The organism is Streptomyces sp. NPDC053542 (assembly GCF_044544685.1).
Classification (GTDB): Bacteria; Actinomycetota; Actinomycetes; order Streptomycetales; family Streptomycetaceae; genus Streptomyces.
Genome location: NZ_JBITXL010000010.1, coordinates 285,512 through 298,631, shown reverse-complemented (window position 1 = coordinate 298,631; position 13,120 = coordinate 285,512). Strand labels below are relative to the sequence as shown.

Below are 13,120 nucleotides of genomic sequence, written 5' to 3'. Positions count from 1 at the left end.
CCCGGCTCCGATCGGTCGCCGGGACTGTACCCACCGCTGGGAGCTCAGCCGAAGAGCCCCGGGGCGGGTCAGGCGTGCCAGCGCTTCAGGACCCGCTGCTGGATCTCCTGCGGGAAGATGTGCCGGAAGGAGCTGCGGGGCTCGCGGCCCTCGTCGGCGGAGGGCAGGAGGGCGTCGTAGGTGACCTTCGGGCCCTGCCAGGCGTGCCGCTCCTCGGGGGAGTACACCGCCAGCAGCGGCAGGACCTTGCCGGTCCGCACGATGCGGCGCTCGGTGGGGTGCACGCGGGTGGCCAGGGCCCACATCAGCTCGCCGGTGTTCGAGGCGTCCACATCGTCGTCGAGGACGAAGATGCGCGGGACCAGGTATTCACAGCGCAGGCCGTCGATGACTTCGGTGATGCGCCGGCTGAGAGTGGCGGTGCCGATGCCGGGGAGCCGTTCCCGCCAGTCGGCGGCGACGCTCACCACGAGTGCGTGCGAGGCCATCTCGAAGGGCTCCCACGCCGAGGTGACCGGCAGGCCCGCGGCACGCAGCGCGGTGAGTGCCTCGGCGGCGAGGGTGAGACCGGTGGCGGTGTGGAATTCGTCGACGGGCTCGCCCTCCACCACGGTCGGCCAGATCGGGTCGTCCCGGTGGGTGATGGCCTCGATGGTGTAGACGGGCTGCTGCGAGGTCTCGTGGGGGCGGTACCCGGCGAACTCGCCCATCGGGCCCTCGACGCCGGTGCGTTCGGCGGAGAGATGCCCTTCGATGACGATCTCGGCGCTCGCCGGTACCTGGAGGTCGACGGTCTCGCACTGGACGAGCTCCATCGGCCTGCCGAGGAGCGCCCCGAGGTAGCCGGCCTCCTCGATGCCGTCCGGCAGCGGCATGCCCGAGACGAACGGCAGTGCCGGCTCGCCGCCCTGGACGAGCGCGAACGGCATCGGCTCGCCGAGGTCGGCCCACTGCTGCCAGACATGAGCGATGTGCTGCGGGTGCAGCACCAGGCCGGTCATGTGCTTGCCGTCGATCATCATGATGCGGGCGATCGACCAGTTGGTGAACGACCCGTCCGGAGTGCGGGCGATGATGGTGCCCCAGGTGTTCACGTACGGTCCGCCGTCGCCGTCGTGCAGCAGGGGAGTGGGGGAGCGGTCGAGCGAGGCGTCGTCGCCGAGCAGGATGTTCTTCTTGTGCGGCGCGGCGTGCGGTGCGGAGTCGACCAGGACCGGCTGGAGGGGCTCGCGGGTGCGGGCGTCGGCCAGGGCGTCGACGATCTCCCGCGCGCTCGCGCCGGAGTCGAGGCCGAGGGAGAGCGCGATACGGGCGAGGGGGCGGCCCGGGGCGGAGCTCAGGGCGCCGGGGGCGCCGAGGAGCCGGTAGCCGGGGTCGGTGCCCTTGATGTTCGTGAAGAGCGGCGCCGGGGCGACCGTCTCGTACGAGCGGCGGATGATCGCGCCGACTTCGAGGTGCGGGTCGACCTCGTGGTCGATGGTGCGTACGTCGCTCAGTTCCTCCAGGGCGGCGAGGTAGGCACGAAGGTCCTGCAGAGGGGCCATGATGCTCCCAAAACTGTCGTGTACGAACAATTCGTGTACGACGTTACGCCTCGTGGTGGCAGAATCAAATCCCCACCCGTTCCGCACCACGCCCGGTCGTCCTTGGAGGCAGCCATCGCTCAGCAGGCATCGCAGTGTCAGCAGGGAACGCCGTCTCGGCAGGGACCGCAGTCTTTGCAGGCTTCACCGCTGCACCTGCTGCGGCGAGCCTTGCAGGGCTACACGGCGAAATGGCACGCGACCGTGGGTGACATCACACCGCCCCAGTACGCCGTGCTGCTCACCGTCCGGGAGCGCCCCGGCATCGATCAGTCCCGGCTCGGCGAGCGCACCGGCATCGACCGGGCGACCCTGGTGCCCCTGCTGCACCGGCTCGAAGAGCGCGGTCTGCTCGCCCGCGAGACCGACATGACCAACCGGCGCCGCAAGCAGCTCACGCTCACCGACGAGGGCCGGCGGACGACGGAGCGGCTCGGCCCCCTCGCCGACGAGGTCGACGAGGCCGCGCTCGGCGGGATGCCCCCCGAGCAGCGCACCGCCCTGCTCGAAGCGCTGCGCCGGATCAGCGAGGCCGAGGGCAGCGACGCCGGGGGTAGCGACGCCGGGGGCGGGAAGCGCTGACGGGGGCGGCGCGAGCCGCGGGCGCCGACCCGTCCACGGATCAGGTCACAGATCCGGGTGCTTCGTCGCCACGTGGTAGTACCCGGAGTGGAAGACCAGCGGGGCGCCGCCGTCGGCCTCGTACTGTTCGACCTCGCCGAGGAAGATGATGTGGTCGCCGGCGTCGATGCGCTGGACGGTGCGGCATTGGAAACGGGCGACCGCGCCGTCCAGGAGGGGGGTGCCCGCGATGCCGGGGGTGGAGGGCGTACCACGGAACTTGTCGTCGGCCGGGGTGGCGAACTGGCGGGAGAGATGGTGCTGGTCGGCGGCCAGCACATGGACGGCGAAGTGTGACGCGTCGGTGAAGTCCGGAAGACTCGGTGCGTTCTTGCCGGGGCACCACAGGACGAGGGGCGGGTCCAGGGAGACCGAGGTGAAGGAGTTCGCGGTCATGCCGACGTTGCGGCCGTCGGGGGCGCGGGCCGTCACCACGGTCACGCCGGTCGCGTACTGGCCGAGCGCGCGGCGCAGCTCGCGGCCGTCGAAGCGGGCGGCGTGCTGGGCGCGCTTCTCGGCGAGGAAGCGGTGCGCCTCGGCCTCCTCGAACCACCAGCGGTACAGGGTGCGCGGGTCGTCGAAACCGGCGGCCAGGGCGCTCGCGACCGAGGGGACCTCGGCCGCCGCGGTGAGCAGTTCGCGGTGGTGCGGGCCCAGCCCTGCCAGGAGGGAGTTGGTCCAGCCGACGGCCCACTGCGCCCAGCCGCGCCAGAAGCTGTCGAAGGTGCGCTGCATCCACTGCGGGGTGAATTCGGCGGCTCCGTGCCGGAGAATGCTGTCGAGGTAGTGGGACGCGGCCTGGGCCGCGTTGTTCGACCCCTGACCGGTGATCGGGTCGTTGAGTACGACGGCGTCGGCCATGCCGAGGACGTGCCGGCCGGAGGCCAGGCGGGCGACGGGGTGCCGGACGGTCGGGGTGATCCGGCCACGCAACACACCGCCAACATCGGTGAGTTGGGCGTTCCGGCAGCGCTCGTACTCGTCGGGGAAGAAGCGGTGGAGGATCTCCAGCGAGCGGGTGAGGTGGGCCTCGGGGGTGCGGATGTCGTCCCAGCAGTCCATCGGGCCGCCGGGGACGCCCTCGAAGACCATGATGTCGCAGGGCCCGGTGGTGGTGAGGGCGGGGAAGGAGAAGTATTCGCCGACGCCGGGGACCATGCGGTAGTGGACGGCGGCCGCCCCCTCCCGCGGCGCCGTTCCCGTGACGTACGTCAGGGCCAGCGCGCGCCGCGGCCGGTCGTACGGGGAGAGTTCGGCGTTGCGCGGGAAGAGGCGGCTCAGCTCGGCCTTGCCGGTGGAGACCACGACGAGATCGTGCGTACGGGCGTACCACTCGAGGTCGGTGACGCCCGCCTCGTGCAGCACGATCTCGCCGCGGCCGCCCTCCGCGAACTGCTCCAGCCAGGCGGCACACTTGACCCGCTGGTCGACGGAGTGCGCCGGCCCCTCCAGCGGCGCGCGCCAGGAGACTTCCGGAGTGCCGTGCGGACCGATGAGAGAGAGCGCGATGCCGGTGATGTCGGGGGCCCGGTCCTCCCAGTGGTGCAGGCCGAGTTCGCGCTCGCTCTGCAGCGCGGTGTCGAACATGCACTGGCTGGACATGACCGGGCCACGACGTATCTCGTCGGGGCCGCGGTCGGTGACCAGGGTGACGTCATAGCCGTGCGCCTGGAGTCCCAGGGCGAGTTGGGCACCCGCCTGCCCGGCGCCGATCACCGCGATCCTTCTCATGGTCCTGCTGTCCTGCTCTCGTTACGTACGTACTGCCGCTGACGCGACGTCAGTGCCGATGCTGCTGACGGGCGATCAGGCGCCGACCTCCGCCAGGTAGTTCTTCGCGGCGGCCGGGTCCATGAACCAGTGGAAGAAGTCGCGCGGGTCGTCGAAGCCGTTGACGAAGCGGGCGGCGACACGGGGGTTGGCGCTTGCCGCGCCGAAGAGCTCCAGCACGTGCTGCGGCGGGGCGCCGAGCATCGCGTTGGTCCAGGTCGTGACGGACTGTGCGTTGTCCCAGAAGCGGCCGAAGGCCAGCTCCATGAACGCGGCGTCGTACGGGCGCTCGCCGTGGTCCAGGATCGTGGCGAGGTAGGAGGCCGCGCACTTCGAGGCGTTGTTGGAGCCCTGGCCGGTGACCGGGTCGTTGAGGACGACGACGTCGGCGAGGCCGAGCACCTGCGCGCCCGAGGGCAGCGTGGCGACGGGCTTGCGGACCGTCGGCGCGAAGCGGCCCGCGAGGGTGCCGTTCTGGTCGGTGAGCGCGACGTTCGTGCAGCGCTCGGCCTCCCACGGGACGTACGTCCGCAGCAGCTCCTGGAACTTCGCCAGCTGCTGGTCGGGGGTGAGCCCGTCGAAGCAGTCGAGCGGGCCGCCCGGGATGCCCTCGAAGAACATGATGTCGCAGGGGCCGCTGGTGGTGAGGCTGGGCATGGTGAAGTACTCGCCCGCACCGGGGATGACGTTGAAGCTGACGCCGGGGCGGTGGGGCAGCGGCGCCATGCCGTTGACGTACGCCAGGGCCAGCGCGCGCTGCGGAGCGTCGTACGGGGAACGCTCGACGTCCCGCTCGAACAGCCCCGCGATCTCGCCCTTGCCGGCCGCGACGATCACCAGGTCGGACTCCTGGGCGTAACGCTCCAGGTCCTCGATGCCGGCCTCAAGGATGTCCAGCCGGCCGCCGCGGCGCGCGAACTCACCCATCCAGATCGGCATTTTGACGCGCTGGTCGACCGAGCGCGCGGTGGCGTCGAGGCGGGCGTCGAAGGAGAGCGCCCGGCCGCCCTGGCCGTCGGCGATGTTCACGCCGAGCCCGGCGATCGGCGGGCAGGCGTTGCCCCAGAAGTCGAGGCCGAGGTTGCGCTCGTGGGCCAGTGCGGTGCCGAACATGGCCTGGCTGGACATGACCCGGCCCTCGCGGATCTGGTCTCCGGTGCGGTTGGACACGAGGGTGACGTCGTAACCGCGGTCGAGCAGGCCGATACCGAGCTGCAGGCCGGCCTGACCGGCTCCGATGATGGTGATCTTGCGCATGAGGGGGACCTCCGGGAATTCGAGGTGTGCAGTGTGAGCGGTGCCGCGCGGTGCTGTGCAGTGTCGTGCACTGGTACAGCTTTTCGGAGTCGCGCGGCGTCAACGAGTGGGGGTTCGGTGCTGCGGAATGCGGCTGCCCGCCGGAGGGGGAGCCGGCGGGCAGCCGCGGGAAGCCGGGTGACCCGTACGACCGAGGGGATGGGTCCTGGATCACCCGGCAGGCTGAAGGGGCGCGGCCGACCCGGGGAGCCGGGGCGGCAGGGGCAAGGGCTGTCTGCTGGACGTGACTCCGCCCGTGACGAGCGCAGTCCGGCCCGGCACTCCCTGCATCGTTGATTCCCTGGCTTCTTCTCGGGTCCGCGACGGTCAGGGATCAACCTTGGTATGCGAAGATCGTCTTCGCTATCCGGATGGCGAGGGTCGCTGTCCCGATCGCGCGTCTCGGCGGTGGAGATCCGGGTGGAGATACACATGGAGGTTTGCATGCCCGCTGAAGAGCTCCCGCTCCCGCTCGCAAACCACCAGCAGTTCCATACAGCGGACATTTGGGAAGCCCGCGCCGAGGTCGGCCGCGCCTTCTGCCCGCATGAGCTGCGCATCACGCAGCGCTCGGCGACGCTCGACGCCCGGCTGCACGGCGCGCCCTTCGATCAAACCGGCCTGTATTACCTCGATTACGGCACAGAAGTCCGGATCACCCCGGGTGACCTGGAGAGCTTTTTCCTCGTCCAGATCCCGCTCGCCGGTTACGCCGAAATCAGCTGCGGCCGCGAGGAGATCATTTCCTCCCCCGAACTCGCTTCTGTCCCCTCTCCGACCGGAAAGCTGGACATGCGCTGGGGTGGCGGGAATCCGCAGCTGATCGTGTGGTTCGACCGGTCGTCCCTGGAATCGCACCTGGGCAGTCTGCTCGGCCGTACGGTGCGCCGCCCGATCCTCTTCTCGCTCGGCATGAACCTCACCACGCCGGACTCGCGCTCCTGGCTCAACATCGTCGACCTCATGCGACGGGAGGCGGAGGGGCCCGGCGGCATGACGAGCCAGCCCATCGTGACGAAACAGCTGGAATCGCTCCTCATGACCCAGCTGTTGATGGCGCAGCCCAATAACTACTCGCCGGCGCTCCACGGCGAGCAGCCGCGCGTCGCGCCGCCCGCGGTCCGCCGCGCCATGGAAATCATCGAGGGGCACGCCGCCGAACCGCTCACGGTCGCGGAGATAGCGGAATGCGTCGGCGTCGGCGTACGGGCCCTCCAGGAAGGGTTCCGCCGGCACCTGGACACGACGCCGATGGCGTATCTGCGCGAGGTGCGCCTGGACCGCGTGCGCAAGGAACTCCTGGCCTCCGACCCGGGCGCCACGACCGTCACCACCGTCGCGTCCCGCTGGGGCTTCTTCCACCCGGGCCGCTTCTCACTCGCGTACCGTGAGCAGTTCGGGGAGTCGCCTTCGGAGACGCTGCGGTCTTGAGGCTGCCCGGTCCCGTCTTCTCCTCGGTCAACCGCGCCTATTCGGTCAACCGCGCCCGGCTGAACTCGAGGAGTTCCTCGATGCCGATTTGCTCGGGCTCGCCGGACTGCGTGGTCCAGTCGGCGATGTGCCAGCCGTCGTACCACATCACGCGCCAGACGGTGCCGTGCCGGTTCTCGAACTCGACGATGCTCTCGTAGCCGCCTTCCATGTCGCGCAGTTCCCGGAACAGCACCTCCGGCTCCGCGAACCCACGGTCGGTGCCCTCGCTCCTGCCGTGCGTCTTCGTGTTGATGTAGCGCATCTTGAGGTACGGCTGCGGCTGCCGGTCGAAGTGGTTCAACCGCACCATGCGGTAACGCGTCTCCGCCTCGATGAGATCTTCCTTGCCGGAGAACTCACATGCGTACGCCGGAAAAGCAAGGGTGACGTACGGGGTGAGATCCGGCATCTCGAACCGGTAGTGGTTGTGCACCTCGGGCCGCAGGGCCACGACCGTATCGAACGTATAGCCGTCCGGAGGCGTGAATCCGCCGAGGGCGCCGAGGTGGGCGTTGCCGGAGAAAAGCTCCTCCTCGTGCGACCGGGCGAACTCCAGGACCGCGGTTGCCAGCCCCTCGTCATAACTGTCGCGCGCGCTCAGCTGGAGCAGCCGCTTGCCGTCGGCGGAGAGGGCTCCGGCGAAGTCGAGGCCGGGAGCGGGAGACCAGTGCCAGGCATCCTCCAGCCCGGGGAGGGGAGTCGAATCGCGGAAGCTGCCAACTGTCTCTCGAATGTCCATAGTGTCTCCCTGTCCTCCGGACTCAGCTGCACGAATATCCGGGCCCGACTTGCTGGATGTAAGTTCTGTTCATGCGCGCACCGCCACTGGAATTCTCGCTCAAGTGCATCGGTTCCATGTGCGTCACGTCGTTGTAGAAATTCTTCCTGGTGGCGCGGTCAGTGAACCTGCCGTTGTTGTTCCAGTGGTCCACCACGGGGTCTTTGTGCTCGTAGGTGACGGTTCGGTGGAATGGCTTCGGGTTGTTGGCGTTCGGATTCCAGATCACCTCGTCCCGGCCGTTGTACCAGGTCAGCTGATCTCGGGGGATGCGCTTCCCGTTGGCGTCCAGCGGTGCCCTTCCCTGGATACGGCCTTCTGCGGTGTAGTGCCGGGTCATGTGATCGTGCGTGGCCTGACGGTAATCGCTACCGTACTGGTTTTCGCGCGTGTACTTGCGGGGGCCCGGCGGCGGAAGGCTCGGATCCCGCCCGAATCTCATGCCGTTGTTCGGGTCCTGCCAGACCAGTCCGAGGGGATCGATCCAGCTGTACGGGTTGGAGACATACGCGGTGTCGTTCGCGCTGGGCTCAAGGCCGAGTGGGTCCGGCGAGGTGTACTGCCCGGTCCGGGGGTCGTAATGGCGGTGGAAGTTGTAATGCCAGCCCGTTTCCGCGTCCGCGTACTGGCCGGGGAAGCGGAGCGGGCAGTGGACCCCGTCTGCCGCGGTGTTCTCCTGCAACGCCTCCGGCAGCGGGGCGCCCCAGAGCGTTGCGCGGTGCTTCCAGGCCACCTCGCCGGTGGCGGAAATGAGCTCCGAGGGCGTTCCCGACAGGTCCGAGACGATGGCGTGGAATTCGGCGTCGAGGTCGGAGCCGGAGTCACTGTCACCGGAGTCATCGCCACCGGACCGGTGGTCGAGCTGCGTCAGCGGAAAGTGGCTGCCCGGTGAGTAATCCCACGACGTGGTGTGGCCCGAGCGCGTCGTCTGCTCGATGAGACGGTCGCCGTCCCAGACGAAGAGCACTTCGTCGGAGACACCGCCGTGCTCGTCGAGCCGCTGCTTCGCTATGCGGCGGCCGGCGGGGTCGTACGCGTACCGCCACTGCGTGCCGTCCGGCGTGGTCGTGCCGACGAGCTGGTTCTGACTGTTCCAGGTGTAGGACCGGACCCGCTTCTGCCCGTTGAGCAGCCGCCGGACCGTGCGGATGATGCGGCCTTCGCCGTCGCGCTCGTACACGGTCCGGCCGGTGCGCTGGATCCGGGTGCCGGCGAAGACGCGTTCCTGATCGCCGTCGTCCATGCCCGGGGTCTGGGCCCGGGTGATGTTGCCGATGCCGTCGTAGGTGTACCGCTCCGTCCACCTGCCGCCGTCAACGGCCGTCACCCGGCCGAGCGGGTCGAGTGTGAAGCGGCGGGTGCCGGTGGCGAGGTCCGACACCGAGGTGGGGACGCCGTCGGCCCGGTAGGAGTACGTGCGGTGCTGGAGCAGCGCGGCGGCCTCGCCGGCGCCCCGGCTGACCTGCTGTTCCGTGAGGCGGTCGGCCCCGTCCCAGGCGTGCGTCAGGGTGACGTCGCCCGGGAGGCGGCGCGAGATCTCCCGGTGTGCGGCGTCGTAGGAGAAGGCGATGCGGTGGCCGGCCGTCTCCAGCGCGTCGGGCTGACCGGCCGGGTCGTACGACCAGGTGGACTCGATCCCCGTGGGCGTCACACGGCTGATGCGGCGGCCGAGGTCGTCGTAGCGGAAACGCGTGACGCGACCGTTGATGCTCTCGGAAAGGAGCAGGCCGAGCGGGCTGAACTCGCGCTCGACGGTGACTCCGTCGCCGTCCTCCCGGACGACGTTGTCCAAGGCGTCGTACGTGAAGCGCGATGCCTGCCCGTCGTACGCCATCTCGACGGTGCGGCCGAGCCGGTCCCGCCGGAAGTGGATGGACTCGCCCGCGCCATTGGTACGGGACACCAGCCCGCCCATGGCATCCACCTCGAAGGTGAGAGCCCTGCCGGAGAAGTCGCGTTCCGAGGTCACGTGGTTCGCGGCGTCGTAGGTGTACTCCCAGCTCCGGCCGTACGGATCCGTCACCCGCAGCAGGTTCAGCTCGGTGTCGTAGGTGGAGGCATATACGGTGCAGTCCGGCTGGATGCGCTGCGCCACCTGTCCGAAAGGACCGACCAGGTACCGGGACACATTGCCGGCCGGGTCCGTCTCCGCCGTCAGGTTGCCTTCGGCATCCCATTCCAAGGACTCCACGCGGCCGTCCGGGTACCGACGCCACGACATCCTGCCCTCGACGGTCCAGGCCGTCTCCGTCGTCCGGCCCTGCGCGTCGGTGAACTCGGTCACGCGGCCGAAGGCGTCGCGGACCAGTCGGCTGCCGGCCCCGTGCACGTCGATGAACTCCACCGGAAGCCCGGCGGCGTTGCACCGGGCGCGGCTGGTGTTGCCGGCCGCGTCGGTCACCGCGACGAGGGCGCCGTTGGCGTCGTACTCGTACTGGACCGCTGCGCCCGAGGGGTCGACGGTGGCGGTGTGGTTGCCGCGCTCGTCGTAGGCGTGCTCCCAGACCTGGCCGCCGGGGGTGACGGCGTGCACGAGCTGGTGCAGTTCGTTGTAACTGGCCTCGGCGGTGCTGCCGTCGGCGCGGGTGATGCGCGTGATGTTGCCCGCGGCGTCGTAGGTGTAGCTGGTCGTGTTGCCGAGGGCGTCGGTCTGGGACAGCAGCCGGTCGTTCTCGTCCCACTCGTTGGTCAGCGACGCACCGAGTGCGTTGGTGCTGGAGACGAGCTGCAGCCGGTCGTTGTAGCGGTAGGTGATCGTGTGGCCGAGGGAGTTCCGGTACCGGGTGACCCTGTTGTCGGTGTCGAAGGTGAGCGCGCAGCTCAGGATCCCGTTGATGCCCTCACCGCGGATGCAGCGGTCCTCGTTGTCGTAGGTGAAGCGGTACCAGGAGCCGTTGCGGTCGGTCCAGGAGGTGATGCGGGTGTCTTCGTCGTAGGTGAGGTGGAACGGCCGGCCGGAGGAGTTGTAGATCTCGGCGAGGTTGCCGTCGCGGTCGTAGGCGTACCGCAGGATCTGGGTGCCGTCGGTGCTGTCGGTGCCGCCGGTGCCGTCAGGTCCTTCGTCCGCGCTGAGCAGGCGGAGGCCGGTTATTCGGCCGTCGGCGGTGTCGACGGCGATGTGGTAGCCGCCGGTGTGCCGGATCGCGGTCGGCAGGCCGGCGTCGTCGTACTCGAAGGTGACCTCGTTGCCGTTCCGGTCGGTGACCGAATGCAGGGGCAGCACCAGGTGCTCGGGGGAGCGCCGCGCACTCGCCGTGGGCGGGGCGAAGCGGCGGGTGAGGCCGGAGCGGGGGTCGGAGATTGTGATCAGGCTGTTGGCGGTCCCGTCCCACTCCAGCGGCCAGCGCGGGCCTGCCGCGGGCATGACGGGTTGGCCCGGCCGGGGCACGGGATAGGCCAGGAGCATTCCGTCCTCGGTGGCGAAGACGGCGCCCTCTCCGTCGAGTTCCAGGCGCTGGTCGAGCGTGGAGGCCCAGGATGCGCCGAAGCCGCGGCCCCAGCGGTAGGTCGAGAGGTGGGTGCGCCGCAGGACGAGCGGCAGTACGCCCGGCAGTGCGACATCGGTCTGCTCCATGAGCATTTCGCCGGAGACCATGTCGATCGGGTCGCCGTTCTTGCACCGGCCCGCGGCCGGCTTGGCCTTGCCGACAAGGTTCTTGCCACCCACGCGCACGGCATTGCGCAGCTCACCGGAGCGCAGCGTCTTGGCCGTGGCCTTGATGCCCTTGGCGGCTCCGGCGACGGTGGTCAGACCCTTCATGCCGGGGATGCAATCGAGGGCGGCCAGGCCGACGTCGAGGAGACTGGCTTTCCCGTTCGCGAATTTCGAGATGGTGTCGGCGAGTACGACCACCGCCGCGACGACCACGATGGCGGCGAGGATCGGACCACCGACGATCATCGCGATGATGCCCACGACGGCGACGATGACCTTGCAGACGGAGACGATCGCGTCCCAGCTGTCGGTGACGAACTTGACGATCTCCTCCCACCAGCTGCGGTTCTGGATGCCGGCGTCGGAGGCTTCGTCGAGTTTGTTCTGGCATTCCCGGGCGGCGTCTTCGCGCAGCTCCTTGGCCTCGGCGGCCATGGCCTTGGCGGCGTCCAGGGCGGACTGGGCGGTGTCGACGGCGCCTTGGGCGTCGCTGCGGGCGGAGTTGGCCTGCTGGGCGTTGCGGGTGGCGGCGCGGACCTTGGACTCGTCCGGCGCCTCGGGGCCCTTGGCGTGGCCGTATGCCTTGGTCTGGGAGGTGGCGGTCTTGACCCAGTCGGTGGCCGAGTCCAGCCGCCCCTGGGCGGCGTTGAGGTCGGCGCGGGCTTCGCGGCCCTTTTTCAGGGCCCGGTCGGCCAGGGACTGGGCCCGTTCGAGCTTGGGCCAGTACGCGGCGATGGCATCGCCCGCCAGGTCGTAGGAGGTCCGCAGCTTGCGCAGGTTGCCGGGGACGCCGTCGAACTCCTCCTTGAACTTCTTCGCGGAGCGGCCGGACCACTTCAGGACCGCGTCCTCGGAGGCCATGCTGGTGACCTGCCGCAGCGCGGTACCGACATCCTCGGCGAACTCATGCAGTTCGCGGGCGAGTTGGCGTACCCGGTCCGGATCACCGGGGGTCGGGTCCTCGTCCAGGTCCAGCACATGCCAGTCCGTCGGCCGGTGGCCCACGTCAACTCCCCCGTAACACAATCAACTGCAGTCCGTGCGATCTCGCGGAACCACCCTAACTCGCATCACTCACACGCATGAAGGGCGGCTCGACGTCACGGAAGGATCCCCGTTACAAAGGGAGTTGCCGTCCCAAAGTGAGTCAGCGTCACACAAAACGGAACGTCGAGGTGATGGCGTCGAACATGTCGAAGAAGGAGTCCGCCAGGTCCAGTACCTGGCTGCTGCCGGACACCAGCGCCACCGTGCCCTGCTGCTCGGGGACGGGAATGAAGGTCTGCATCAGCACCGCCCGCATGGTGCGCTCGTCGCCCGGGACGGTGATGTCCTCGATCCCGCGCGTCCGCGCCACGGGTCCCACCTGCGGGATCTCCACGGTGGTGACCTCGCGCCACGCGTCGCCGTCGCGCTTCGCCTTCCGGGGGCTGATCTGCTGGGCGATGAGCTGAGGGTCGGTGGGCAGGATCTCGCCGTCGTCGGTCTGCGCGCCGATCACCGACACGGTCACCGAGGCGGTGACGGGCGCCGAGCCGCCGTAGGACTCCGCCATGCAGCCGCAGTACAGCGCGCCGGACTGCCAGGCGTCGCGGGCGGACTTCCGGAGGAACGAGGTGAAGGTGTCCCGGTACTCGGCCAACTCCGGGCGCTGCCGCACGCGTTCGTTGACCAGCTGCCGGATGGTGTCGTCCCGCGACGCGGGTCGGATGTCGAACTCCCACCAGGACTTCGGCACCTTGATGTGGAATCCACTGCGCTCGATGGTCTGTGCTTCGCTGCTACGGCTCATTGCCCGCTCCCTCCCGTGACCCGATCTTGTACCGGGGGCCGCCGCCCACCTTACGGCTGGTCAGAACCGCGGTGGCGCGGTGGTGGGGGCATGCGCATAGGCTGGCTGTTCGCGTGACAGCGTGAGGGCAATGATGGCACTGCTGGTAGGGG

At 69.4% G+C, this 13,120-nt stretch carries 8 protein-coding genes; 2 read left to right on the top strand and 6 right to left on the bottom strand.

What is annotated here, in order from left to right; genetic code table 11:
* Positions 1-68: 68 nt before the first annotated feature.
* A complete protein-coding gene (locus ACIGXO_RS27385) occupies positions 69-1,544 on the bottom strand; it encodes a UbiD family decarboxylase (protein WP_399792033.1) in 1,476 nt (491 codons plus the stop codon).
* A 243-nt stretch (positions 1,545-1,787) separates the two neighbouring features.
* Between ACIGXO_RS27385 and ACIGXO_RS27380 the strand changes: the two genes are divergently transcribed.
* Complete coding sequence (locus tag ACIGXO_RS27380) at positions 1,788-2,165, top strand: MarR family winged helix-turn-helix transcriptional regulator (RefSeq protein ID WP_399792031.1); 378 nt, start codon at positions 1,788-1,790, stop codon at positions 2,163-2,165.
* A gap of 45 nt (positions 2,166-2,210) precedes the next feature.
* On the opposite strand, the gene ACIGXO_RS27375 is transcribed toward ACIGXO_RS27380, so the two are convergent.
* Together ACIGXO_RS27375 and ACIGXO_RS27370 are read right to left on the bottom strand one after the other, a co-directional pair.
* Complete coding sequence (locus ACIGXO_RS27375; protein WP_399792029.1) at positions 2,211-3,935, bottom strand: styrene monooxygenase/indole monooxygenase family protein; 1,725 nt, start codon at positions 3,933-3,935, stop codon at positions 2,211-2,213.
* 75 nt (positions 3,936-4,010) lie between these two features.
* Complete coding sequence (locus ACIGXO_RS27370) at positions 4,011-5,231, bottom strand: styrene monooxygenase/indole monooxygenase family protein (protein WP_399792027.1); 1,221 nt, start codon at positions 5,229-5,231, stop codon at positions 4,011-4,013.
* Between the two features lie 483 nt (positions 5,232-5,714).
* On the opposite strand from ACIGXO_RS27370, the gene ACIGXO_RS27365 reads away from it, so the two are divergent.
* Positions 5,715-6,701, top strand: a complete 987-nt coding sequence (locus ACIGXO_RS27365) for an AraC family transcriptional regulator (RefSeq protein WP_399792025.1) — start codon at positions 5,715-5,717, stop codon at positions 6,699-6,701.
* 37 nt (positions 6,702-6,738) lie between these two features.
* Here the strand turns inward: ACIGXO_RS27365 and ACIGXO_RS27360 are convergent, their stop codons facing one another.
* The 3 genes from ACIGXO_RS27360 to ACIGXO_RS27350 form a co-directional block, all read right to left on the bottom strand.
* Positions 6,739-7,482, bottom strand: a complete 744-nt coding sequence (locus tag ACIGXO_RS27360) for a hypothetical protein (protein WP_399792023.1) — start codon at positions 7,480-7,482, stop codon at positions 6,739-6,741.
* 22 nt (positions 7,483-7,504) lie between these two features.
* The gene (locus ACIGXO_RS27355) at positions 7,505-12,181 is read right to left on the bottom strand and encodes an RHS repeat-associated core domain-containing protein (RefSeq protein ID WP_399792021.1); all 4,677 of its coding nucleotides are present in this window, start codon (positions 12,179-12,181) and stop codon (positions 7,505-7,507) included.
* Positions 12,182-12,329: 148 nt separating this feature from the next.
* A complete protein-coding gene (locus ACIGXO_RS27350) occupies positions 12,330-12,968 on the bottom strand; it encodes a hypothetical protein (RefSeq protein WP_399792019.1) in 639 nt (212 codons plus the stop codon).
* Positions 12,969-13,120 lie beyond the last annotated feature (152 nt).